Origin of the sequence: Paenibacillus sp. FSL L8-0436 (assembly GCF_038593025.1) — a bacterium.
Taxonomy (GTDB): domain Bacteria; phylum Bacillota; class Bacilli; order Paenibacillales; family Paenibacillaceae; genus Paenibacillus_AQ.
Genome location: NZ_CP151955.1, coordinates 2,340,478 through 2,361,952, shown reverse-complemented (window position 1 = coordinate 2,361,952; position 21,475 = coordinate 2,340,478). Strand labels below are relative to the sequence as shown.

General features: G+C 54.9%; 33 protein-coding genes. 1 reads left to right on the top strand and 32 read right to left on the bottom strand.

Annotated features, from left to right (window positions below; all coding sequences use genetic code 11):
* Nucleotides 1–46 precede the first annotated feature (46 nt).
* The 5 genes from NSS79_RS10625 to NSS79_RS10605 form a co-directional block, all read right to left on the bottom strand.
* A complete protein-coding gene (locus tag NSS79_RS10625) occupies nt 47–259 on the bottom strand; it encodes a hypothetical protein (protein WP_342439322.1) in 213 nt (70 codons plus the stop codon).
* Between the two features lie 72 nt (nt 260–331).
* A complete protein-coding gene (locus NSS79_RS10620) occupies nt 332–505 on the bottom strand; it encodes a hypothetical protein (RefSeq protein WP_342439321.1) in 174 nt (57 codons plus the stop codon).
* Nucleotides 502–723, bottom strand: a complete 222-nt coding sequence (locus NSS79_RS10615; protein ID WP_342439320.1) for a hypothetical protein — start codon at nt 721–723, stop codon at nt 502–504. The genes NSS79_RS10620 and NSS79_RS10615 overlap by 4 nt, the downstream gene beginning before the upstream one ends.
* Complete coding sequence (locus NSS79_RS10610; RefSeq protein WP_342439319.1) at nt 705–905, bottom strand: hypothetical protein; 201 nt, start codon at nt 903–905, stop codon at nt 705–707. The genes NSS79_RS10615 and NSS79_RS10610 overlap by 19 nt, the downstream gene beginning before the upstream one ends.
* A gap of 34 nt (nt 906–939) precedes the next feature.
* The gene (locus NSS79_RS10605; RefSeq protein ID WP_342439318.1) at nt 940–1,152 is read right to left on the bottom strand and encodes a hypothetical protein; all 213 of its coding nucleotides are present in this window, start codon (nt 1,150–1,152) and stop codon (nt 940–942) included.
* A 122-nt stretch (nt 1,153–1,274) separates the two neighbouring features.
* On the opposite strand from NSS79_RS10605, the gene NSS79_RS10600 reads away from it, so the two are divergent.
* Nucleotides 1,275–1,484: a helix-turn-helix transcriptional regulator gene (locus tag NSS79_RS10600; protein ID WP_342439317.1), complete on the top strand. Its 210-nt coding sequence runs from the start codon at nt 1,275–1,277 to the stop codon at nt 1,482–1,484.
* Here the strand turns inward: NSS79_RS10600 and NSS79_RS10595 are convergent, their stop codons facing one another.
* From NSS79_RS10595 to NSS79_RS10465, 27 genes are all read right to left on the bottom strand, one after another.
* Nucleotides 1,485–2,714, bottom strand: coding sequence for an N-6 DNA methylase (locus tag NSS79_RS10595; protein ID WP_342439316.1), 1,230 nt, complete (start codon nt 2,712–2,714; stop codon nt 1,485–1,487). It abuts the gene before it with no gap.
* Nucleotides 2,714–3,301 (bottom strand): hypothetical protein, encoded by a 588-nt coding sequence (locus tag NSS79_RS10590; protein ID WP_342439315.1) that lies wholly within the window; start codon nt 3,299–3,301, stop codon nt 2,714–2,716. Before NSS79_RS10590 ends, NSS79_RS10595 begins: the two co-directional genes overlap by 1 nt.
* A gap of 1 nt (nt 3,302) precedes the next feature.
* Complete coding sequence (locus tag NSS79_RS10585; protein ID WP_342439314.1) at nt 3,303–3,569, bottom strand: sigma factor-like helix-turn-helix DNA-binding protein; 267 nt, start codon at nt 3,567–3,569, stop codon at nt 3,303–3,305.
* Nucleotides 3,570–3,805: 236 nt separating this feature from the next.
* Entirely contained in the window at nt 3,806–4,015 is a 210-nt protein-coding gene (locus NSS79_RS10580; protein ID WP_342439313.1) for a hypothetical protein, read from the bottom strand.
* Entirely contained in the window at nt 3,963–4,157 is a 195-nt protein-coding gene (locus NSS79_RS10575) for a hypothetical protein (protein ID WP_342439312.1), read from the bottom strand. The genes NSS79_RS10580 and NSS79_RS10575 overlap by 53 nt, the downstream gene beginning before the upstream one ends.
* On the bottom strand, nt 4,157–4,759 hold the full coding sequence (locus NSS79_RS10570; RefSeq protein ID WP_342439311.1) for an adenylate kinase: 603 nt from the start codon (nt 4,757–4,759) through the stop codon (nt 4,157–4,159). Before NSS79_RS10570 ends, NSS79_RS10575 begins: the two co-directional genes overlap by 1 nt.
* Nucleotides 4,746–5,318: an HNH endonuclease gene (locus NSS79_RS10565; protein WP_342439310.1), complete on the bottom strand. Its 573-nt coding sequence runs from the start codon at nt 5,316–5,318 to the stop codon at nt 4,746–4,748. The genes NSS79_RS10570 and NSS79_RS10565 overlap by 14 nt, the downstream gene beginning before the upstream one ends.
* Nucleotides 5,294–6,397 (bottom strand): hypothetical protein, encoded by a 1,104-nt coding sequence (locus NSS79_RS10560; RefSeq protein ID WP_342439309.1) that lies wholly within the window; start codon nt 6,395–6,397, stop codon nt 5,294–5,296. The genes NSS79_RS10565 and NSS79_RS10560 overlap by 25 nt, the downstream gene beginning before the upstream one ends.
* Before the next feature lie 35 nt (nt 6,398–6,432).
* On the bottom strand, nt 6,433–6,636 hold the full coding sequence (locus NSS79_RS10555) for a 3D domain-containing protein (protein WP_342439308.1): 204 nt from the start codon (nt 6,634–6,636) through the stop codon (nt 6,433–6,435).
* 290 nt (nt 6,637–6,926) lie between these two features.
* Nucleotides 6,927–7,370, bottom strand: coding sequence for a hypothetical protein (locus tag NSS79_RS10550; RefSeq protein ID WP_342439307.1), 444 nt, complete (start codon nt 7,368–7,370; stop codon nt 6,927–6,929).
* On the bottom strand, nt 7,370–7,546 hold the full coding sequence (locus NSS79_RS10545) for a hypothetical protein (RefSeq protein ID WP_342439306.1): 177 nt from the start codon (nt 7,544–7,546) through the stop codon (nt 7,370–7,372). The genes NSS79_RS10550 and NSS79_RS10545 overlap by 1 nt, the downstream gene beginning before the upstream one ends.
* A gap of 114 nt (nt 7,547–7,660) precedes the next feature.
* Nucleotides 7,661–8,185 carry a deoxyuridine 5'-triphosphate nucleotidohydrolase gene (locus NSS79_RS10540; protein WP_342440341.1) on the bottom strand — a complete coding sequence of 175 codons (525 nt, stop codon included), beginning with the start codon at nt 8,183–8,185 and terminating at the stop codon, nt 7,661–7,663.
* A 92-nt stretch (nt 8,186–8,277) separates the two neighbouring features.
* On the bottom strand, nt 8,278–8,931 hold the full coding sequence (locus NSS79_RS10535; RefSeq protein WP_342439305.1) for a PhoH family protein: 654 nt from the start codon (nt 8,929–8,931) through the stop codon (nt 8,278–8,280).
* A gap of 18 nt (nt 8,932–8,949) precedes the next feature.
* Nucleotides 8,950–9,855 (bottom strand): hypothetical protein, encoded by a 906-nt coding sequence (locus tag NSS79_RS10530; protein ID WP_342439304.1) that lies wholly within the window; start codon nt 9,853–9,855, stop codon nt 8,950–8,952.
* 267 nt (nt 9,856–10,122) lie between these two features.
* Nucleotides 10,123–12,393 carry a ribonucleoside-triphosphate reductase, adenosylcobalamin-dependent gene (gene nrdJ / locus NSS79_RS10525; protein WP_342439303.1) on the bottom strand — a complete coding sequence of 757 codons (2,271 nt, stop codon included), beginning with the start codon at nt 12,391–12,393 and terminating at the stop codon, nt 10,123–10,125.
* Nucleotides 12,394–12,719: 326 nt separating this feature from the next.
* Nucleotides 12,720–13,193, bottom strand: a complete 474-nt coding sequence (locus NSS79_RS10520) for a crossover junction endodeoxyribonuclease RuvC (RefSeq protein ID WP_342440340.1) — start codon at nt 13,191–13,193, stop codon at nt 12,720–12,722.
* A gap of 49 nt (nt 13,194–13,242) precedes the next feature.
* Nucleotides 13,243–13,515, bottom strand: a complete 273-nt coding sequence (locus NSS79_RS10515) for a hypothetical protein (protein WP_342439302.1) — start codon at nt 13,513–13,515, stop codon at nt 13,243–13,245.
* Nucleotides 13,515–13,766: a hypothetical protein gene (locus NSS79_RS10510; protein ID WP_342439301.1), complete on the bottom strand. Its 252-nt coding sequence runs from the start codon at nt 13,764–13,766 to the stop codon at nt 13,515–13,517. The genes NSS79_RS10515 and NSS79_RS10510 overlap by 1 nt, the downstream gene beginning before the upstream one ends.
* Nucleotides 13,766–13,987: a hypothetical protein gene (locus NSS79_RS10505; protein ID WP_342439300.1), complete on the bottom strand. Its 222-nt coding sequence runs from the start codon at nt 13,985–13,987 to the stop codon at nt 13,766–13,768. Before NSS79_RS10505 ends, NSS79_RS10510 begins: the two co-directional genes overlap by 1 nt.
* Nucleotide 13,988: 1 nt before the next feature.
* The gene (locus NSS79_RS10500; protein ID WP_342439299.1) at nt 13,989–15,020 is read right to left on the bottom strand and encodes a hypothetical protein; all 1,032 of its coding nucleotides are present in this window, start codon (nt 15,018–15,020) and stop codon (nt 13,989–13,991) included.
* Nucleotides 15,021–15,033: 13 nt separating this feature from the next.
* Complete coding sequence (locus tag NSS79_RS10495) at nt 15,034–15,288, bottom strand: hypothetical protein (protein ID WP_342439298.1); 255 nt, start codon at nt 15,286–15,288, stop codon at nt 15,034–15,036.
* Between the two features lie 2 nt (nt 15,289–15,290).
* Nucleotides 15,291–15,932, bottom strand: a complete 642-nt coding sequence (locus NSS79_RS10490; RefSeq protein ID WP_342439297.1) for a 3'-5' exonuclease — start codon at nt 15,930–15,932, stop codon at nt 15,291–15,293.
* Nucleotides 15,929–16,423, bottom strand: a complete 495-nt coding sequence (locus NSS79_RS10485) for an HNH endonuclease (protein WP_342439296.1) — start codon at nt 16,421–16,423, stop codon at nt 15,929–15,931. The genes NSS79_RS10490 and NSS79_RS10485 overlap by 4 nt, the downstream gene beginning before the upstream one ends.
* Complete coding sequence (locus NSS79_RS10480; RefSeq protein WP_342439295.1) at nt 16,420–18,606, bottom strand: DNA polymerase; 2,187 nt, start codon at nt 18,604–18,606, stop codon at nt 16,420–16,422. The genes NSS79_RS10485 and NSS79_RS10480 overlap by 4 nt, the downstream gene beginning before the upstream one ends.
* Nucleotides 18,607–18,629: 23 nt before the next feature.
* A complete protein-coding gene (locus NSS79_RS10475) occupies nt 18,630–20,690 on the bottom strand; it encodes a hypothetical protein (RefSeq protein WP_342439294.1) in 2,061 nt (686 codons plus the stop codon).
* Between the two features lie 91 nt (nt 20,691–20,781).
* Nucleotides 20,782–21,228, bottom strand: a complete 447-nt coding sequence (locus tag NSS79_RS10470; RefSeq protein ID WP_342439293.1) for a hypothetical protein — start codon at nt 21,226–21,228, stop codon at nt 20,782–20,784.
* Nucleotides 21,221–21,472, bottom strand: coding sequence for a hypothetical protein (locus NSS79_RS10465; protein WP_342439292.1), 252 nt, complete (start codon nt 21,470–21,472; stop codon nt 21,221–21,223). The genes NSS79_RS10470 and NSS79_RS10465 overlap by 8 nt, the downstream gene beginning before the upstream one ends.
* Nucleotides 21,473–21,475: the final 3 nt, after the last annotated feature.

Sequence of the window (21,475 nt, the reverse complement as noted above, 5' to 3'; positions counted from 1 at the left end):
AAAGACGCTGGCCCAAACGGAGTCTAGCGTCTTTATTGCGTAATATTTACGTCGTCATAAACCGCGCAGCCAAATCCAGCACCATTACGCGCGGACCTCCGTCCATTTGAACGATGCCGGCACCGCTAGGCCAGGCGCTTTCTACCGTACCCGCCGCGCCAGGATTGAACGCTGCTTCCTTCGGGACGTCCGCTTTACCATAGAACATTTGCGTGCAGCTTAGCGGCTCCCTTGCGGTGACTCTATCGCCGGTCTGCAACGTAGCCACCTCCGATCAGTAGCGCTAATTCCACGTAATTCCCGCCTGCTGTCCTCACGTAAAGCCGTCCGTTCATAACGCATCCTCCTCCGTAAGTTCTAGCGTATACTCTGCAGAGCGCGGGTTACTTACCGCAAATCCGCTAACTGCCCATCCGTCCGCCTCCATAATGCGGCGGTGTCTAAGCGCCTCGTCTACGCTATCGTATTCGTATGTTACCGTTACAACCCGTTTTATCCGTCTCATTTCCGCAACTCCCTCCGAATAGAATCCCGCAGATCGCGGTTAACCAGCTTATACACGTGATTGCGATACGATAACAGCCGGTAACGCCGCCAGCGCCAGCGGTCGTACTCCGGATTAGCGCGGAGCCTAGCGCCATATTCCGTGAGCTTGCGGTCGAGGAAGGCGCTGCGGTCGGCGGCGGTTTTAGGCTGGCGCGTGCTCACTCCGCTACCTCGCACAGCTCTATCCCGGTTTCCGAGCGGCGCCTGCCGTTCATTTCTTGTATCTTTACGAATTGCTCCTCGCCGTACCTCTCAATCTGCACCGCATGCGTAGCGAGTAGGGCAACCCCATTAGCCGCTTGCAGTATTAGTCCGTACTTCTCAGCGAGAGTCATAACTTCCTCCCAATTCTCGTCCAATGCAATAGCACTCCCCTTCCCAAGCAGAACCCCTTTAATGGAGTTCCGCATATGATTCAAGCGCCATCACGCTCATAGCCTGCGGATTGTTAGCGATTAACATCATCATAAGCGCCTGACGAGCCTGTGCCGCCTCAACCTCACTAAGACCTTGACTCGCAACTGCTCCGTTAAATGCTTCGAGTACGCGGCGCGCCTTTTCGTCACCGTTCAATATGCTGATGATGCTTTCGCTAATGTTTGTCATTTTTATTACCTCCGTTTGTGTTGTTCTTTATATCCTTATTATACACTAGTGATTATTCATTAGTCAATACTATTTGCCAAACTTTATTCACTTATGTATAATTAACATCGGAGGTGACCCGCATGTTAAAAGTAACGCCCGCACTCGAACGCGCACGCAAGGACGCCGGCCTCACGCAAGTTGAACTCGCAGCGAAATCCGGCGTTCCCCAGGCGGCTATCTCGCGCTTTGATAAATCCGCGCAGGGCTCATACGCTAACTTAATCGCGCTGGCCCGTGCGCTTAATGTAACGGTCGAATCGCTGTTTATAATCGAAGATGCGGCGGATTAATTACGCAGCGATCGGATACTCAGGCATCTCGGCTGTTTGCCCGTAATAATCGTCAACTATCCGGTCCTGCCACGCGAAGTCGAACGAGCTGACTCCGTTTATGTCCTCGCCGCGCCCGAGCGTTAACACGTTCCAATACGCCATATATCCGGACTTCGCACGCCAGGCTTCGTACGGCGTTATCTTAACGTTAAACGCGTGGATATTCGCGCCTAGCTCCGGTGTGACCGGGTTTGTATTTGCGCGCATGATGTCGTCATCAAACGCTTCGGCCAGTTCGTCGAGCTGCGTTAAGCCGTCGCCCCATTTATCCGTACTTTTACCGTCCTTATCGTAGCCAATATCGTTAACCTGCGCCTGCAGGACCGGCATTTGTCCCTCGTACCAAAACGTATCGGCCGTACTCTCCTCCGCCTGCTCTGCGCGGTGATAAACACCGGCAACCTCGACGTATTTAACGAACACTTTCCGCGCGTTTGGCGTTACCTTGCGGAGTATGTGGATATCCGTTTTAATCGTCGTACCGGTCAGCGCAAATGTCTCGCCGGGAAGCTCTATTGACGCGATGTGCCAGCACGTTTCTCGCATGATATCGCGAATTTTCGCTGACTGCGTACCGTATCCGATACCCTTCGGAAGCACGAATGCAATGTAACCGCCTGGCTTGACCGCCTTAGTCGCGAGCTCGATAAACGCTGACTCCGACTTCCCTTTCGCGCGCCCTTTCGTTATCCTTAGCGTCTCGAATGCGTCCGGTAAAGCGTCAGCAGCTACGTCAATACTCACGCCATACGGAGGGTTCCCGATAACGTAATCGTAATAGTCGCGGCGGCTGTGCAGGAACGCGTCGCCCTGGGTAACGTTGGCCTGCGGATAAATGAGTGACGTTACTTTTGCGGAGGTCTCATCGAGCTCAAGCGCTGTAATCTCGGAGTCCGGCGGCAGGTGCTCGATGAATACGCCGGAACCTGCGCTTGGCTCAAGGAAACGGGAGCCCGGTGGAAATGAACCTCCGCTCAGGCCGCATAGTGCTCCCGTAATGAATCGCGCAACGTGAGTGGGCGTATAGAACGCGCCGCCAGCGTATGCGTTCGGTAATAACCCGCCGGTCGACGTATAGTTATCGCGGAGAAACTGAACGTCCTCCTCCGTAATGTCAGCGTGAGACTTCGCAACAATCGCCATCGAGCGTACGTTACCGTCCCATCTAGCGCGCGATGCTTTACCCATTACGCTGCCTCCCTTACGTGTTCTTCCGCTGGCTCCACGGTCACCTCGTTAACCGCTGACATATCCGTCAGCCACCGCGCACCAATCCCGCGCTTCTGCGTAAACGGCTCCGTAAGCTCGCCGCCTGTTTCGTACAAGTTATACGTAATCTCCGGTCCCGGCGCTGTGTCACGCTTGTACTGCGCTGCCCGCGTCTTGTTCCGGATTTTAGCGTATTGGTCAACGAGCATACCCTCGCCCTTGCTGCGCTTTCGGCGGCCCGGTGCGCCATAATTCCGCCCATCTACGCCATACTCTTCCGCAGCTTTATCCGATGCCTCGCCGCCTTGCCTCCGCGCGAATTGATGCTCGGATAGGAACGGATACTCCGTGTTGCGCGTCTTCATCCGATCCGTATCCGTAAGCTCCTCGCGCAGAATATAGTCGGTCAGGCGCTCGACCTCCGCAGCGTCCGGCTGTTTACCTACGCTATCGAAATACGCGTCAGTGAGCGCGTGGATGGCCGCCATACGTTCGGCGCGGTCCGTAATGTCCTGCGCGATCAAGCCCGTAACAGCATCGTGAAATTCCGTTTTGTAATCGTACATATTAGGCGGCCTCCTCTTCCGTAATTTCTTCGTCCTCAAGCGGATACTCAACCGTAATCTCTCCGTATTCCCATTTCCGATAGACGGCCGCGATCTTCTCCGCCGCTTCATCTAGCGACTGCTTAACGGTCGGCTGCGATACGCCTATAATGTCGGCGGCGTCTTTTTGCGTGAGGTCAGCGCCATACACCCACGCGATGGACTCCGTTTGTTTGTCCGTCAGGCTGGCGCTGCTGATCGCGGAATTCAAGTCAACGAGCGTATCCACAGCGTTATAATCTCCGAGAAACTGAGCGCTGCTTACGTGGTGGCGATCGCGCAGCAACTTCTTAACGCCGGCTGCGTCGTTTAAAACGTATTTAACTGCGTATGTGCGTGCGCCCTTATCGATATCGATCTTTACACTTCCGATGATAATCCGCCCCTTTTGCGGAGGAGCCGACGCTTATTTTCGCCAACTACTCCGCTTATTATGAATTTTTCTAACGATGAAACTTGCGAATATTATTCCGCAATCGTCCGCTCTAAACCGAGTTCCGCACGAACGTACTCGTCTTCACAGCGCCCATCATGCGTCTTGTCTCCGTTCGCAAACGTTGTAACCGGATCGCCTACGTAAATCTCTCCGCCGCACCATGCGCAGGTTGCGAATACGGACGGTTCATCCGGCGATTGAAAGCGTTCGTCCAGCGGGGAATAACCCGTCCACGTCATCAGCGCGCACCTCCGTATCCTCACGTTTAGTCAGCGGAGTCCGATCGTCGTAAGCCGCGCCGTTAATCGCGTCAATGCGCCCGTACATATAGCCCGCGGCATAACCTGCGCGATAGGCTTCGCGTACTCCTTCCGCTGTCATTACGCCGCCTCCTTTGCGCTCAGCTCCGCAATGATATCGTCAATCTGCGCATAGAGCTCCGTCAGCGTCCCGTCATTCGTAACGGTGAAGTCCGCTAAATACCCGTCGAGCGCCGTTTCCGTTCCGTGCATCAAATCCGCATATTCGAACGTGTCGCCCGATTCGACTGCGCGCTGGATACGGAGGCCGTCCGGTGCGTCGACGCGGATGAGGACGTATGAACGTGCGGCGAGCGCTTCGTATTCGTTGGGCTGCCTGCAATCCGTAATCACCGCGCGGAAGGGTGCGGTAGGAATGTGCGGTGCGTGTTCCCGTAATGAAGCGTTATATGCAGCGCAGTCATCCGCACGCCAATCGATAGCAGCGAGACATTTGCGTATCCATATTCCGTCCTCTACCGTTCTGCACGCTTGGCCGAACGTTTGATAGAGCGCGCGTGGCTTCGTTCCCGGCAAAGGCTCTCCGAATATTTCGTGAGCATAACGCTTGAGTTCGTCACCGAACGCGAAACGTGTGTATCCGTATTTGGACGCGAGGTAGGCGGCAACAACGTCCTTACCTGCGCGGAGCTTTCCGATGAGGCCGATGTTAGGAAGCGTCATATTCATTCACTCCTTCTTGTGGGTCTGAGTATGGGAGGGCCTCCCTAAGAGCCTCCGCAGCTACTAAGCTCGCTTCTTCCAGTGTTGGGTACCTTCCAAAGTGTTTGGTCGTGTAGTTAACGCGGAATTTAACCTCCCACAAGCCACGCGCTTTACAGTAGCTGACTCCCCGGACACCGCTTGAATTGTTTCTACTCAAGCTTCTGTTCTGGATGTTCTGGGCATGTGTGACAATACGGAGGTTTTTCCGTCTATTATCTAGTGTGTCGTGGTTTATGTGATCTACGACCAACCCCTTCGGGCAATTAGTTAAGTATCTGTGAAACTGGATAGACGATTTTCTGCGGTCTTCAGTAAATCTAAAACCAGTGACGTAGTGAACCCCGGCTCCCTTTTTAAAGCTCGGCACCCACTTTCCTGGATATCCTAATGCGCGCTCAAGGTCCTCGATAGATATTGTAGTGGCAATCTGTTCTCCACCTTTCTTATCAAGGAAAATAAGAACGTCATCACCGACTATTTCGAAGTTATTTTTCAAAGCCGCACCGCCGCCCAGCATTCGTCTATAATTCTTTCAACGTCAGCCTTCGCACGCTCAACGATTTCGTCGCGGATTTGCTGCGCGGACTTAACCAGCGGAGCAGCGAACATTTTAGCGGCGAGATCAGCGTATGCGTCGGCGGTACTCGGCGATTTACTGAACGACGGCGGCGTAGTATCCGCAGGACCGGACGCGACTTTACACTTAGCCGGCGCGGACTCAAGCGCAGTAATGCGCAATTTCAGCGCATCAAGCTCGTCGCTAACGCCCTCTTCGATGAGTACGATATCCTCGCGAGCCACGCGCAGGTCAATCGCAGCCCGGCGGTGCCACTCGGTCAACGCTTTAAGCTGCGTTTCGAGTTCCGCAACTTTAAGCGTTAAGGTAACGATATTAGCGGCCGCTTGGTCCTCCGCAGGTTGGTCGGATAACAGCGTAGGTTCAGGCGTAGAGTCAGCGGATACAACCGGTTCGAGTACGCGGTATCTCCCTCCGCCTGTTCCGCACACTCCATCCACGTAACAGATAATACCTTCGCGGATGTCCGCGTCAGGATGTACGGTAATTACCGAGCCTGCGGGGAAAGCTACACCGCTCTTCGTCATAATCACGCGCTCGCCCAACGCAGCCTTACGGTCGACCGTGCGGAAGCGCTCGTTATTGATTACGAGGATTTCCGTAGGTTCGAGGACGACGTAATTTTTGTGCCACGTAGGTATACCGTCCGCACCACCGCTCACACTTCCGGTCTCGATATCGTCAGTGCCTGTTACTGTAAATACCGGCGGAGTATCTACGCAACTTTTGACGAGTTCACCTACGGCCGCCTTCCGCTTAACCTCGCGATATTCGCGTAAAGTTCCGCCGAGCGATTCGTCGGGGAGGAGCGTGATAGGCGCGGTTTCGGCGTCCGTTTCGAGCGTGAACCACGTTGCGAAGCTGTCTCCGTCTGAGTCAGGCTCCTTCGTGTAGCCTCCGACGAGTTCCGCAACGTAGTAGCACCGCTTATCCTCGCTAATTACCTCGAATCGGTCCCCTACGGCATACCGACCGGATACCGCCGTATGACACCGCAAATACTTCGTTGTTTTTCCCATTAATAATCGTCTCCCTTATCGTTTAATTTTCGCCTCTAACGCGGCGATGTGACGCGTACCTCAACCGCCTGCCGTCCGAACTCCATCGCGTCATTCACGTCCGCCATCAATACATCAATCTCCGCGCCGTTAATCGCGCCACCAACGTCCTGCGCGGTCGCTTCGAATGTGCTCCCGTCGGCTAAGCGGATTTCAACCGTTGAGCCGAGCGGAATAACGTCCGGATCGACCGCAATCACGCAGCGTCCTTCGTGTGTAACCGTGCGCCTTACGTCGATGCCCGTTTTGGTGATGCCGCTGCAGCCGGCGCAATCCGCAACGTAAGCGGTCGCGGTGAAAGAGCGCCATGTTTCCGCCGGTTCCGCTATTGGCGTAGCGGTTGGCTGCGGAGTTACTTGCGCTTCTTTCTGCGCCGGTACTGTCGGAGTCTTGTAGCCAGACGAGTAATTGCCCGTTTCACTCGTCCCCGTTGACTCCGTAATACCAGCGACTAAGACTGCGAACACTAGCGCGAGTATAATGCGTACGTCTATACGTCTTCTCCGTTAACGAGAGCGTACAGGCGGGCGTCGTTCAGTTCCGTGATCAATACGCTGAGCTCGCGTTCGCTTACGCCGACGTGTCCAAGCAGCGGATCGGCCGCGAGTCCGTGCGGAGTTAAAGCCGCGATGACAACGCCGGTTACGTGGCCGGCCCGCGCTAAATTCGCGTAATGTTCGAGCGTGTCGGCGACTGCGTTCGGAAACGGGATGATTTCGGCCGGCTCCGCAACTTCGCAGATTATCAATTTGTCCGCGACCTCAACCGATAAGCTATCGATATACTCCCGCGAGCAGATATCGCCCGGCATAGCGTCGCCGTTTCGCGCCTTTAGGCACACGTACTCGCCCGGATTCGCTGTACATTGGAAGATGAACGCATGGCTTGCGATAGTGTCGGCGCGTAACCAGCGTGGAAACCTTACCGTGCTCATTAGCGGACCTCCTTTTGCGCTGCAAGTTCGTTATACTCCGTGATCCATTCGTCGGGTATTGGCATCCATGCGCCCATATAACGCTGAACAGCGTCCTTGATCCCGCACATCCGCTGTGCCTTCGAGATGTAACGCGGCTTTAATCCTAGCGGTGGTTTAACGCGTGTTCCGTTCATTCGTACGCCTCCTTTACGTTAATATTGTCAGCGCCTTGAATAGTCCGTACCAAAACGCCAAGCATACGATAATCACGACGGCCCATACGAGGATAAATTCGTAGTTGAGGCGTCTCATACGCTGACTCCGGAGGAACCGAATCCGCCGTCTCCGCGCGCTGTTTCCGATAATTCCGCAGCCTCTACGAAGTTAATTCGCGGATAAGGGAGTACGAAAGCTTGCGCCACTTTATCGCCTTTCCGCACGATGTACTCTCCGCCGAGCAAGTTCACGCCTACCGCCTCTTCTCCGTTAAGGAACGTCGGCCACTCGCAGTACTCGTCGATTGACAGCGCCGGCCGCGTATTATCGAACATCATCGCAACCTCCCCGCGATAATCCGCATCTATAACGCCGATTCCGTTCGGCTGCCGCAGCTTTGTCTTAAGCGCGATCCCCGACCGCATACACACGAGCATGACGTAGCCGGGCGGTATTTCGAACGCAAGGCCGAGCGGTACTTTGGCGGTCTCACCAGGCGAAATCACTACGTCCTCGACCGCAACAAGATCGAAGCCGGCCGCGAGGTCCGTTGCATATTGTGGTATTACTGCGTCCGGATGCAGACGCTTGATTTTAACGTTAACTTCGTTGTTCATCCGCTCACCTCTTCGTAATTTGTCGAGTAAAACCGTCCGCTGACGTTTGCGCTCCGCCATGATGTCCGCCTGCTTGCGGTCGGGTACGCGCGTTACCATGCGAGTTTATCCGCATGTGTAGCAATCTCGCCGCGGAAGTTTACCGTCAGCTCACACACGTTGACGTACGGTTGATCGCGGTAATGTTCTAGATACGGTACGAATCCGGATTTACTCGGGTCCGGTAAATCGGACTGGCCGCTGTGGCCCTCAACTATGACGCGGCAATCGTCGTGCAAACGCGTTAATACTTTTTTAAGCTCGCGCCGGGTAAAGTTCTGCGCCTCCGAAATGATGACCGTTTTACCCTTTACGTTAGTGCCGCGTACGTAAACGTGTGACTTCGGGTAAACCCACACATCACCGCGTTTCTGCGCTTCTACGTTCTCCTCGTCGAATATCGCTTTACGCGGGTCTTCGCCGATCTCGTACAGCGCGTCTTCCAATGGCGTGAAGTATACGGATTCCTTCGCTTTGACTCCGCCGGGCAGGAAGCCGAGGCGCTTTTCCTCAACGGGGCTGATTACGTAGACGAGCGGTTTGCCGAGCATCTTCGCAACCGCGACCGCCATCGTAGTCTTACCGGTTCCTGCCGCGGCGTTAACGAAAGTCACGCGGTTATCGAATATCGAGTTAACGTAAATGCGCTGTTCGTCCGTTAGCTTATCGGCGAATCCGAAGAACATCGAATCTTTCGGTAGTGGCATACGTTGGCCTCCTTCGTATTATGCTGCGGATAGTTTCGCTTCGACCGCGCCGTAGTCAACGTCGGTGTCGTCGGTGATTTTACCTTCGCGGGCTACTTGTGATGACGCGGTGGCTTCGTTTGTACCATGCGTGCCTTCCTTAAAGTCCCCCGGCGTAATCGTGTAGCGCTCGTTCGCGTACGTTACTTTCGCGTAGTCATGCGCCCTCTCCGGTTGCGGCGCGTCCGTATACTCGCTAGGCACCGTGAGCCCCAGCGCCTTACGCAGCGCGATCGCTTTGCCGATTTCCGCGTGGAATACGTCGGCTGGCGAACACTTTGCGGTGAACTTAGCCTCCGGTACATCCCTGGCGAACGTCCCACATCCGCGAAAGACAAGCGCGGTAACAGAGCGTTTCTCACGGTTAACGTGTAATTTGACGCTAAAGAATACGCCTTGAAAATCGACAGGCTCCGGTAACTCTGAGTCAACATCGTGACCAATCCGCAGCAACTCCGCAACGTCAGCGGCCGCCTTCGCGATAACCTGTGCGCGGGTCAGCGGTTTAACTGCGTAAGGTGGCGTGATAAGCGGAGTTACGTGCGGCGTAAGTCTTAGCGGAACCGACGCCTCCAACTCCGGCAGAATCGCGCGAACGGCTTCCGCGTTGTCTAGGATGAGCTGGCGGAAGGCTGCGTAGAGAGGATCGGCGGACAATGGCGTTGGGGCAGCGGAGGTTACCGGTTCGAGGACTACGTATTCTCTATCGTAGACAAAAACGGGCTGCTCGACGGTCCAGACTCCGTAAGGTTCCGTGTCCTGCCGCTGCTTGACCGTCATCTCCTCGCCATTTTTGTATGACCCCGAAATCACGACCGCCGCTACGATCTTAATCCGCTCCCCCACCGCTGCCTTACGTGATACTTCGCGATACTGCTTCGTCATACTATCGTCCTCCTTCGTGGATTGGCGGCGCGTGTGCGTTGCATCTGCGCCTCACATACATAAAGACGACATACGCAAGCCTGTGACACACTTTGCGCATATTAATTACGAAAAAAAAGAACGGAGAGCCGGCGAAATTAATCGCAAGCCCTCCGTGTTCTCATCATTACATCTATCTTCCGCGCTTCCTCGTCCGTTAAATCCGCCATGTTATTTGCGCGCCGTAAGAACGGGTGTAGCCGTATCGCACGCACCACAACGAACCAATTAACGTATTGGACACGCGCCTCCTTCGCAGCCATCAGCACCTTCAAGATCGCTCACCCCCGTTGTTTCATAGCGCGCCAGCACCGCCGAGTCGAACGGAAGCATAGCCGCCGCCATCTCTTCGTAACGTTCGCGGGATATCGCTTCGTACGGAGCTAATTCGTAAGAACCGCCGTCCAACGCGAGGAAGGACACCGCAGTAAACTCGTCCCACTTATCGTAGACGACGGATTCGACTTCCGCCCATTCATGCGGACGTACTGTTATCGTATTCGACGAGTTGTGCTCCGTATAATGGCGCTGGAACGCGAAATACGTATCGAGCTGCTCCGTTGCGCTGACGTCGTCCTTCGTGCGCTCGGCTCCGGATGCGACCGGAAAGTCGATTACGAGTGTGCGCGCGTTAATGAGACGTTCCGCCTCAGTTGCGCCCGGCGTACCGACTTCGGGATTAACCGGCCAGCCGAGTTCGCGGACAGCGGCAGCCAACGGATCGGCGGCGTTGATACGGATGCGGCGGATGTAATACGGAGAGTGCGACCAGTGCAGACCGCTCGACACTCCGCCGGCAACCTGCGATATCGTACCCTCCGGCTTAACCGTTGTTACGAGTAGAGGCGCTGAAACCCGGAGTTGCTTAGCGTAGGCGTCCGCTTCGTCACGCGCTGTATCGCCCAAGTCCGCGAGTAGTTCACGCTCCTCAAATGCGGAAATCCGCGCGGAGGCAAGTGCATCCTTAACGCCGGTTAGCGACGTTCCAAGCAGTCGGTCGCGCTGTTGAATTGCGTTCCAATGTGGGAGTTCCAACTCAGCGAGAGTCATACGCATTCCGGCGCGGGCAGATAGTCGCTGAGCTTCGTCGAGTCCAGCGTAATCCACGTTAACGCCGCGTACAAACGCCGTCATATTAACGGTCGTCAGGTTGCACACACCGTAACTATCGAGCAGTATTTCCGCGCAAGGATTGAGCCCCTCCGCATTCGGACGCCGTCTACGCGCTTCTTCGAGATTGACGAATCCTGGCTCGCCCTCCGCCTGCATCATCGTGAATACAAGATTCAGAAATTCACGTGATGGCTGCGCGGTAAACGCGATCGAGTTATTCGACATCCTGCGGTGATGCAACGGACGGGCATTCGGATCATTCAGCGGTAAGCTTTCGAGAAACTCCGCCTGTGCTTCGAGTCCGACTGCGCGAGTCTTCGCAATAACGGCTTCGTGTTTCTCCGCGTCCCATAATCCGTTGAGTCCATACTTGGCGAAGATACATTCGTAGTCGTCCGCGTCCATGAGGAATATCTCCGCTGTACGACGCACGCCTCCGACAACTACGTTATTACCGATGAGATTACCGATATCAAGTACGTGAATCGGGCGTACGCGACTATACTCCGTAACTGGACCGTTCTTAACTTCGTCAGTGTCTACGAAGTGCACGCGCTCTAACGGATCGAGTCCGGGATCAATCGCGTTCTTAAGTACCGCATCAATCCCCGCGAACATCTCACGCAGAGGCTCCGGTCCGGACGCGGTCCCGCCGAACGTATTCAAGCGCTCACCGTTCGGACGTACACTGTTATACGAAATCTTAACGGTATGAATGTGCTCGTACGATGGCTGCGTGAGTATATCGAGGTATATGCGCAGCGATTCGACCCAGCCCTCCTTCGAGTCACCTACGTATATTTTCGCGTATCCGTTGCCCATGTCACGGAGCTGCGTGCGCTCATAGCGTGCGGCCTTTGGAACCGGATCGTATTCGGAGTGGAGCAGCGCTGTATTCGTCCGGATTGGCGCGAGGCCAGCCGCCATTTCCTTCGTACACTTGAAGCCGACACCAGTGCCAACCATTAACAGGTAAAATAGATCGCCGAGGTCCGCCCATGACGCGACGTTAATGAACGAGCAATTGAAATTCGCCAGCGGATACTTATCGGCGACACCGTTCTCCGCCCCGCCGACCCACAACGTACGGCCGCTTAGAAACTGGCGCAAGTTGAACATATTATCGAAGAGTAACTCCGCTTCTTTCCGGTGCCACTCGATGTCAGCCCCGTATCCGATTCGGTCCATATGCTTAACGCCGAGCTGTACGTTATATTCCGTAGCACGCCGCACAGTCTCGCGCCAGTTTTCACGTCGGCCCTCCGCCGGCAAGAACCGCGAGTATGTCCGCAAGTATACGAAGCGGCCCAGCGCGTTCATTTGTTCCGGAAACTCCGGGTATTTCGCGATAAATTCATCCGTTAGTAGCTGTGTTGATTTCGTCATTAAATCGCTCCTATTCGTTAAGATGCGCGGTCGTCTCGTTATATCTACGCCGCGCATCAGTTAGTTTACGTTCTAAATCCGTGAGTAAAGCGTCATATACCGCGATCGCACGTTCAATCTCCGCGACTTCGGCGGCTTGGGCCTGCGCTAGTTGCCGCGTGATGCGGTCGGGGCCGGGCGTCATGCGTCCTCGAGTAATACCGCGCCGTCTCCGTAAGTAACGCGCGAGATATTCGTAGTAGCGCAGCCGGCGTTATACGATTCCCATACGTAGATTTCCGCGTCGTCTGGAACGTCAGATAGTAACGCGATTAACTCCGCTTTTGTCATGCCGCAATCCCTCCGATTTCATCGATTAGATTCTCGCGTAATAAATACGCCAGGCCGACCGCACACGCGTCGCTATCGTCGTAGCCGGTCCGCCATTTATAACCGTCCGCCAACCGCAGGTACTTCCGTACGCCTTCCGCAACCTCCGGCTTCTCCGCCTTACCGCTGCCGGTTACATATTTCTTAACCGACGTCGGGCTTAGCGCTGGCTTTAAATCCTCCGCGTAATATCCGTACGCATGGAGCGCTTTGTCTGCGGCGGCCCATGCGCTAAATATCGTTTGAGTCGCGCGCTTATTCCGTCCGGACGTAAAGTCTTCGCGGACAACGATATCGAACGGACGATGTTCGCGGAGGAAAGCGGCGATAAACGTTTCAACCGTGTAGTTGCGGATTGCGTCCGTATCGGCCGTCGAAGTCGCAACGGAGGAGCACGCAAGGAGGAACGGAGTCCTCCCGCGCACTTCCAGCGCTGCGATGCCGGGGCTCAGCGATAAGTCTAGCGCGAGGATACGGTAGTTAAACTCCGCTGGTTTCTTCGTCTTTGCCGCGATCGCTTCCGCCTCCTTCCGTAATCAGCACGAGTATCCGCGCAGCCGATTCGTCGAGCAGCGTAAGTAACTCCGCTGTAGCCGTCAGGCGGTCGAACGGTTGGCTCGCGGCCATAAGCGCGTCAATCTGCGTATATGTCTCCGCGCTGAGTAATTCCTCCGCCGGCTTATCCGTAAGTTCCTCCGCGAGAGAGCCGAGCGCGCCGAATACGATGAGTTCACGTAGTAAATTAGCGTCCATTATGCCGCCACCTTTCCGAATGTGTATTCGCTATTCTGTGTCCAGACTACGATGTCGACTGCGCCGTATGATACGTTTGTAACCGGAGTCGACCGCATGAGCTTGTTGTAGTCGTCGCGGTAGACGAGTAATAACGCCTGGCCGACCGTACAGTTAAGGATTTCCACTCGCTGGCCTTTACGCCGGGATTCGCGTTCGTGCGTCGTTCCGTCGAGATTGCTGACTGATTCGATTACATAGAGCTGCGACATTAGGCGGCCTCCTCATCTTGATCTGCACTTACGTGTACGCCAGTATTCCGATTGACAACCGGCATAAAGTATTCTCCGTCATCCAGCGTCCAGGACCGCCCGGAATCGTCCTGCACAACGGCCTTACCGTTATCGATTCCGCGTAGGTACACTTCGCCCAGCTCTGCCCATGCGAATGCTCTCGCTGTGCGGATAACGTAGCCCCTCTCGCCGATCTGCATACTACGCCGCCTCCTTCGCTGACTCTTCCGCCCGAACCGCCTCGATGAACGCCAGCGCCTCCGCATAGTCGCGCTTCTTACCGTCCGGAAGTGACGAGCGTAATGTCGCGGATACCATGCGCTGAATCTCCGCGAGCTCTTCCTCCGAGAGTGACAACGAGACCGCACGCTTGAAGTCGAGGAACGTCCACTTATCGAGATCAAGCTTCGGCGGTGTTCCGGCTTTCGCTGCGCTAACGATACCCGCGAAGTGGTCGAGTACCTCCGCGCGCATTGCATCCGTTATATGCAGTCCGAACGCGAGGATATCGGGAGTCTTGGCGAAGTCTTCCGGCGTCATCGTCCAGCCTTTTTTACTCGCGTTAACGTAGAGGATCACGTAGTAGTCAACGCCGTACATTTCCGAATAGCAATACGTTTGTTTAACGTGGTCGTCCTTCGGTCCTTTTCTCGCCTGGAATCCGGACGTCTGCGAGTACGAACCTTGTTTCGATTTCACTTCGAGGCCGACGCGCAGCACCTTTCCGTCATCCGCCGTGTATAACATGATTCCGTCAGGCTTACCGGACAGCGCGAACGTGGTGCCGGCGCGATTAACAACGTGATTCTTCTTCGCGAAGTTCTCAAACATCGGTTCGCCACGGTCATTACGCTCGAATACGAAGCGCGGAGCCTCGCCGCACAGCTTAGCGTAATGTTTCTCCGCGAAGATAATATCGCGCTGAATAAGGTCTCCGATCGCTGTGCCAAGTTTTTTCCATCGCCCTTGATGCGGAGGCTGTGCGACGTATTCCCGTTTAGCTCCGCGCGCCTTTTCGTAAAGTCCGCGAGCGTCCGAATTAGCTGCGGAAGGGGAGAACATTGGGATACCGCGCGGAGGCCACACTTTGCGTGACTTATCCGTCAGCCAGTCCGCATTCCAGCGGAATAGTTGTGCGTCGAGTTCGTCGTCATACACTTCCGGCGCGGAGTGGAATGCGTTGAGGAATTGTGTAAGGTCCTGCGCGATTTTATTAGCGATTGATTGCGTCAATTTATCGTCTCCCTTAGTAACTCTCGTATTGGTAATCGTAGATTCCGAGCTCGCCCGTTTCCGTCATAAACGCAATCGCGTAGCAGTCAATATCGTAGCCCGTACTATCGAACCCGCCGCAGTATTCGTACTCGCACGGAATGCCGAAGAACTGGCGCACAACGCCGACCGCGAACTTAACGACATCCTCTCCGCCTTTGTCCGTATCTTCTGACGCGGTTTCGATAGCCTCCGTGATTTTAGCTCTAACCTGCGCTTTATCCGCCACCCTTACGCAGCCCCTTCCGTTCTCTTAATCGTCCGCACTATCGCGCCCGGCGGCACGTATTTGAGCGGTCTTTCCTCCGAATCAATCACGACGTTCCTGTACGTAATCCCGTTAATCTCCGCCTTCTCGCGGAGTATCGCATAAACATGCAGCGTAGCATCAACGTCGTTCATCGCGCGGTGATGTCCGTTAAGCGGTACGCCATATCTAGCGCAGACATCCGCGAGCCTAGCGCTTTCTTCCGGATCAACCAGGCGTGAGAGTGCGCGTGTACATACGAACTCTCCGGAGTACCCAATCGTACTAAAGATGCGGATTACGAACGCCAGGTCAAACGGAGCATTATGCGCTATGATGTACGAGTGTCGGGCGAAGTACCACAACGCTGTCAATGCGCGCTCTAGCGTTGGAGCACCGTGCAAGTCGTCCGCGCTAATCCTCGTCAACTCCGTAATTTCCGGCGGGATGACAACGCCATCCGGCAGTGCTACATACGTTTGAAACCGCCCGATCTCGCGTATCTTAAAGCCACCGCTCCCGTCCGCCGAGACCTCCGCTCGGATAGCGGCGATCTCCGTAATGTGATCCGCAGTGTGATCGAGGCCCGTCGTTTCAACGTCGATTACCGTGATGATTTCGTTCATGCTGCGTCCTCCTCTTCGTATGGGATAACGTTTAGGCGTGCGTACTCTCCGAACAGTTCAAGCGCTTTAGCGTTGTAAGCGCGGGCCGCGTCTTCCGCAGTAGTGAACAAGCCTAAGAAGTTCCGTTTGCCCTCTACCTGGACACCAGCCTCAAATCTACTAGTAGCCTTGTTCCATGACACGCCTTTATACCCTGACGTATTGTTCCGATTCAGGCTCGCTCTATTGGCTTGATTCCCGACCTGATCGGTCACCCGTAAGTTCTCTAGCCGGTTGTCAAGTTTGTTCCCGTTTATATGGTCAACTACTTTTCCGGTCGGAGCATCAACAATCTGACGGTGCATAAGGACACTTTGCTTTTTCCCGCCTTTCGTCGCCGACCGGCCCGCATAGCCTCCTGAATGGAACCACCAGGAATATTGAGAAAGACTTTCAAAGAGATCGTCGTCAACAATTGCAGACATTCCCTTTGTTAATTTAATTGCCTTCACGCGGCATCCTCCTCTTCCTCAAACCACGCATCAATATCGACTTTCTTAAGCCATCGTTCCGGATTGATTTCGACGTCACAACGGACAGGGCACAGCAGTTTAACCGCGTTCTCCATCGTGTGCTGAATCTCCGCAAGGGCTTCGGCAGTGATATCGCGCGGGCAATCGAACACGAGCTCGTCATGTACCTGCAGCAGAATGTACGTGTCATATTTCGGTGTCACTGTTTCCAGATCGACCAGCGCTTTCTTAAGAATCGTTCCGGCCCCGGCCTGAATCGGAAAGTTACCGCCCATACGTTGCGCACTGAACACTTTCCAGCGTTCTTTCGCCTTAATATCCTCGTGGAGTCTGCGCTTACGCCCGGCCAAGTCCGTAACGAATCCGTCTTTCATAACCTTCGCGTGCTGTTCGTCCATATAGCGCTTGATGCCCGGATACCCACGGAAATAGTTATCGATGATCTCCTGCGCTGCTGCCTTCGTGATTTCCAGCGTATCCGCAAGCTTCCCCGCGCCCATTCCGTACACAATCCCGAAGTTTACAATCTTCGCCTGCTTACGAAGTTTCGCGCATTCGTGGCCCTCCGTATCCTTCCAGCGCTCGATATCCTCGTACGTATACTTACCGTTTGATATAAGCGCAGCCGTCGTCGAGTGAATATCGCGGCCCATTTCGAATGCTTCGATAAGTACGGTTTCATTCGCCATGTGTGCTAGGACGCGGAGCTCTATCTGCGAATAGTCGATCGATACGAGAATGCGGTCGTCAGCGGTTGCGAGGAATAGGTGACGTATCTCTGGCCGTTTCGCGGGAATCTGCTGCGTATTAGGGTTGCGGCAGGTAAAGCGCCCGGTCGCTGCACCCCACGTGTTATGCCACGGATGAATTTTACCGTCAGACTTAACGTTAAACGGCAGCTTTGACGTGAACGCCTGGCGCAGCTTGTCAATACCGCGATATTCGAGAAGCATTGGAATAACCGGGTGCTCCTTCTTTATCCGCTTAAGGCTACGTACACCGGTCGATCCGTTATCGTTGTCCGTGAGCTTTAAGTCCTCGAAGAGTTTACGCTTAAGCTGCGCGGGTGAATTAAGGTTGATCTCCTCGCCGAGTTGTTCGAATATCTGGTGGCGTAGCTCCGTTTCCTCTTCTTCAAACTTGGCGTCAATCTCCCAGGACTTCGCGGTGTCAAAACGTATGCCTCGCAAGTCCGCCTTAATGAAGGTTCTGCATACCGGCATCTCAATATCGAAGACAAGGCGCTCAATCTTACGCAAGTCTTCGCGCTTGGCGTACCATTGCGTAATCCAGTCGTACAGCTTAAGCGTCTTTTCCGTATCGCCTGCCGCATATGCTAACGCGATGTCTAGCGGAATTTCACTGAACGGAGTACGGCCGAACAGCGCGTCAAAGTTATCGCCCGGCAGTTTCAGCCAGTCCGTACACAAGTCTTTCAACCGGTGATTGCGGTTTTCATCGAACGCCATCGCTAGAATCCGCGTATCCGCGTGCAGTGCGTCGATTAAGTTGATTCCGTATTTCACCGCGAACCATTTGCAGTCAAACGGCGCATTGTGCATTACGTTAGGCTTCGTTTCAAGCAACGGACGAAGCGCGGCAAATATGCGCTCCTCCGTAAGTTCCGTTTTCTCTATGTGGTTCAGCGGAATGTAAAAACTTTCACCCCGCGTCGACACGCTGAATCCCGCCATGTTACCGCGCCAGGGGTCGAGCGCTCCGTCATCTTCGCCGAACGTTTCGCAGTCAATCGCGATTAAGTCCGCAGATGCGATCGCGTTGTACGCTTTGGCGAGCGTACGTTCATCGCGAACGAGCGTGTAATGTACCGGAGTACTTTCGACCATCTTGCGCAGCGTCTCCGCCTTGTTTCGCTCCTGCAGCCCGGTGTAAATCCGCATAGCCTCCGCTTTGCTGAACCGTTTACCGACGCTGGACGGGTGCCTGCCCGTCACACCCGTGTCCATTGCGTCTTTTACCGCGAGTAACTTTTCGCGATCGGCATCCGTATTCTTTAGCGCTAGTATGCGAACCCATGCGTCCGCTATCGTTTCCTCCGCTGCCTTCTTACGCTTCGTCGCGCTTGCTATGCGGTCAGCTACGTCCTCCGGCGCTTCGGCTGGCGTTGGACTGCGTAGATTAAGCGTTAGTTTAACGTCCATATATCCGCGTCACCTCCGGTAATTTAGGCTGCCGCCTTTTCTGCGGCCTGTTCCGTGTCAAAGCGCTGTTCAACCGGTACGACGAGCTTAGCGCCGTCTTTATTGACCGCGTGGTACTCTCCGTCCGCCGCGCGTAGTCCAAGCAGTTCCGTACCGACGTCCTCAATCTGCGCGGTAACTATTTTCGTAGCACCGTTATAGCTCGCGGAGGTAACGATATCGCCCGTTTTATACTCGCCGATCTTGCGCCCGATTGCGTTCCAACGTGCGGTTTCCTGCGCTTCTGCCGCTTCCTCTGCGGTCAGTTTCGTAAGTTCGCCCGGCTCGGCGTCCCAACCGCCCTGTTTCGGGAAGTCTACAGTAATTCTAACGTCAGACACATTCGTAACTTTGCCGGTGTCTCCGTTACTAACGTGGCCCCATCCGTAGCGCGGTCTTTCCCCGTCAGCAATCGTAACTTTAACGCTATCGCCTACGCTAAACTTCGGTTCAGGCGCAACCGCCGCGTTATACTCAGCCTCCGTAATCTGGCGCAGGGCGTCCGCGTTGCAGTATCCGAAGGCACCGTCAACATACGTAACTTTCAATGCGCGCAGACGGCTCAATGTCGTAGGCTCAACACGTACGAAGGCGTTAGGCGTGCTGCGCGGCGTAGGGCTGGCGGTATCCTCCGTAGCGTTGACGATCTGCGCAAAGCCTCCGTCAGCGAACGGACCGACAGCTTGCGCCTTTTCGATTTTACGTTGAGCTTCGCTTACTTCTTCCGGAGTGGCTGTCGTGAATCTGCGCGAGAACATATTATATGCGTCCCCTGCCGAAGTTTTAACGGAGACCATATCGCCGTCACGAGGGTCGGACGCGCTGCGTACATGCGTTACCTCTACAATATCACCGAGGACCGCGCTGCCACTCCCGGAAGCGTCGATTACTTTCGCATAGTCGCCGACTTTCAGACGGGCAGGCTCCGCCGGCTTACGCTGAGCAAGAAACTCCGCTTCGGTTGCGGGCTCGACCAGTTCCTCCGTAAGCCAATTGCCTACGGTCCCGTCTGCCTTCTCCGCTCTGTAGGGCGCCCCGGTGCGGTCGTCTTCCGTGATCCTAACTACGCTATCCACTTCGTAGTTATGATTACCGCCCCTCGCGATAACTTTCGCATAATCTCCGACCGTCAGGCGTTTAGGCTTCGGTTCGAGAACGACATACTCCTCGTCTCTTACGATTGCACTCCTACCGCCAACGTCTACGCTTACTCTCTCGGAGTCAAGGCGCTTACTAACCGTTAACTCATCGCCGGTTTCGTACGGATCAGACATAAACAGGCGGTTCACGATCTTAATCCGCTCGCCTACGTTGGCCTTACGCTTGGCTTCTACGTACGCCGCCGTTGGCGCTGCGATTGGCTCAAGGACTACGTATCCACCCGGCATCCGCCCGCCATCTGCATAGTAGATATGACCGTTGTCCTCTACGCGGATTACGGCTTGCTCCGTATTTTGCGAGGTGTCGTGATGGCCGAATACTCTAACGCGCTCACCTACGTTAGCTTTTCGCTTAACCTCGCGATACTTCGTGGACGGTTCCGTTACCTTTTCGTACACATCGAACTCCTTCGCGCAAGTATCGAAGTCGTCTCCGTCGTCATCCGTAATTTGCGCATCATCTGCGCTATCAATCTCGTTGACAAGGTACGGTTTTCCCACCGAAACGTATGCGGTATTCTTCGTAAATACGATAACGTCGCCTTCGCGGGCCGAGCGGCTGACCTTGCGGTATTGCGTGCCTTCGAACGTGATCTGACCGGACATGTCAACGGGGATATCTGCGGTAGATGCGGAGATTACTGGCGTGTAGACTTCGTGCTGCCCCACTCTGCCTTCAATACGATAACGAGCGTGTCCGACGTCGTCACGGAAATAAAGTTCGCGACCGCGTTCAACAAGGTAAAACGCACCGTTCGTAATATCCAAACCGCCGGCCAGCACCTTAACGATATCGCCCGCTTGCGCCTTGCGGTCAACTTTGCGGTAAATTACGTCTCCTACAGTCACTTCGCTAGCCGGATAAGTTACGTTCAATTTCGCCATTAATTTACGTCTCCTTCGTTGGGGCTGTATCAGCGCAGTCACCCGCGCCTTTACCTCCGCCCCGGTTACGTCCACTTGCGCTTGACTCCGTTTAGGCTGCGGATAGTGAATCCACCGCTGTTGCCGCCGTATACACATCGCGATTCAGCGCGAGGGACAGTTCGACCCAGCGCTCAGACGCTTTAGCCTCCGCACACCAGTACTCAGTCAAAACGCGATTTTCGAACATGAACACGCGGGGAACTTCGCTTTCGACCGCCCATACGCCAATAATATAATCAGCGTCGGCCAGGTCGTACGTCGTCCCGTTACCTTTTTTCGCGTATACTACGAGGTCGCCGCCGCGATCTTTGCGCTGACGGATCGTCTTAATTTGAATCTTCGCGTACTCACCGCTGACCGGGTCTTTGGCGAGGACGTCATACGCCTCGTCAGTCTCCGCTTGATGGACGGTCCATCCGTTAGCCAATAAGGCAAGTCGCGCCGCCAATTCCGAGTACTTACCTACGTTCTCACTTAAGTGTGCCGTATTAATCACGCTCCCTTTCGTAATCTGCCGAACGGTCTTCGTCGCCCGCCGTATAGATAATCTCTACGGTAGGCTGCGGAACTTCTGCGCCACCCGCCGAGATAACCACGTTGACGCTAAACGGGCCGTGCGCGATGTCAACTTCGTCCAAAAAGCGCTTGAGGTACGCGCCTGCCTTCGGTAAGTCCTTAACGCTATCGACCAGGAGGCCGACGGATAGCCGGCGCTCGATCGGATTCGTTACGTTGCTCATGCG

Excerpts from the sequence above, each read along its gene's own strand:
- NSS79_RS10620 (WP_342439321.1), bottom strand. The coding sequence starts at position 505 with ATGAGACGGATAAAACGGGTTGTAACGGTAACATACGAATACGATAGC.
- NSS79_RS10605 (WP_342439318.1), bottom strand. The coding sequence starts at position 1,152 with ATGACAAACATTAGCGAAAGCATCATCAGCATATTGAACGGTGACGAA.
- NSS79_RS10600 (WP_342439317.1), top strand. The coding sequence starts at position 1,275 with ATGTTAAAAGTAACGCCCGCACTCGAACGCGCACGCAAGGACGCCGGC.
- NSS79_RS10595 (WP_342439316.1), bottom strand. The coding sequence starts at position 2,714 with ATGGGTAAAGCATCGCGCGCTAGATGGGACGGTAACGTACGCTCGATG.
- NSS79_RS10590 (WP_342439315.1), bottom strand. The coding sequence starts at position 3,301 with ATGTACGATTACAAAACGGAATTTCACGATGCTGTTACGGGCTTGATC.
- NSS79_RS10580 (WP_342439313.1), bottom strand. The coding sequence starts at position 4,015 with ATGACGTGGACGGGTTATTCCCCGCTGGACGAACGCTTTCAATCGCCG.
- NSS79_RS10575 (WP_342439312.1), bottom strand. The coding sequence starts at position 4,157 with ATGACAGCGGAAGGAGTACGCGAAGCCTATCGCGCAGGTTATGCCGCG.
- NSS79_RS10570 (WP_342439311.1), bottom strand. The coding sequence starts at position 4,759 with ATGACGCTTCCTAACATCGGCCTCATCGGAAAGCTCCGCGCAGGTAAG.
- NSS79_RS10565 (WP_342439310.1), bottom strand. The coding sequence starts at position 5,318 with ATGCTGGGCGGCGGTGCGGCTTTGAAAAATAACTTCGAAATAGTCGGT.
- NSS79_RS10560 (WP_342439309.1), bottom strand. The coding sequence starts at position 6,397 with ATGGGAAAAACAACGAAGTATTTGCGGTGTCATACGGCGGTATCCGGT.
- NSS79_RS10550 (WP_342439307.1), bottom strand. The coding sequence starts at position 7,370 with ATGAGCACGGTAAGGTTTCCACGCTGGTTACGCGCCGACACTATCGCA.
- NSS79_RS10545 (WP_342439306.1), bottom strand. The coding sequence starts at position 7,546 with ATGAACGGAACACGCGTTAAACCACCGCTAGGATTAAAGCCGCGTTAC.
- NSS79_RS10540 (WP_342440341.1), bottom strand. The coding sequence starts at position 8,185 with ATGAACAACGAAGTTAACGTTAAAATCAAGCGTCTGCATCCGGACGCA.
- NSS79_RS10535 (WP_342439305.1), bottom strand. The coding sequence starts at position 8,931 with ATGCCACTACCGAAAGATTCGATGTTCTTCGGATTCGCCGATAAGCTA.
- NSS79_RS10530 (WP_342439304.1), bottom strand. The coding sequence starts at position 9,855 with ATGACGAAGCAGTATCGCGAAGTATCACGTAAGGCAGCGGTGGGGGAG.
- nrdJ (WP_342439303.1), bottom strand. The coding sequence starts at position 12,393 with ATGACGAAATCAACACAGCTACTAACGGATGAATTTATCGCGAAATAC.
- NSS79_RS10515 (WP_342439302.1), bottom strand. The coding sequence starts at position 13,515 with ATGGACGCTAATTTACTACGTGAACTCATCGTATTCGGCGCGCTCGGC.
- NSS79_RS10510 (WP_342439301.1), bottom strand. The coding sequence starts at position 13,766 with ATGTCGCAGCTCTATGTAATCGAATCAGTCAGCAATCTCGACGGAACG.
- NSS79_RS10505 (WP_342439300.1), bottom strand. The coding sequence starts at position 13,987 with ATGCAGATCGGCGAGAGGGGCTACGTTATCCGCACAGCGAGAGCATTC.
- NSS79_RS10490 (WP_342439297.1), bottom strand. The coding sequence starts at position 15,932 with ATGAACGAAATCATCACGGTAATCGACGTTGAAACGACGGGCCTCGAT.
- NSS79_RS10480 (WP_342439295.1), bottom strand. The coding sequence starts at position 18,606 with ATGGACGTTAAACTAACGCTTAATCTACGCAGTCCAACGCCAGCCGAA.
- NSS79_RS10475 (WP_342439294.1), bottom strand. The coding sequence starts at position 20,690 with ATGGCGAAATTGAACGTAACTTATCCGGCTAGCGAAGTGACTGTAGGA.
- NSS79_RS10465 (WP_342439292.1), bottom strand. The coding sequence starts at position 21,472 with ATGAGCAACGTAACGAATCCGATCGAGCGCCGGCTATCCGTCGGCCTC.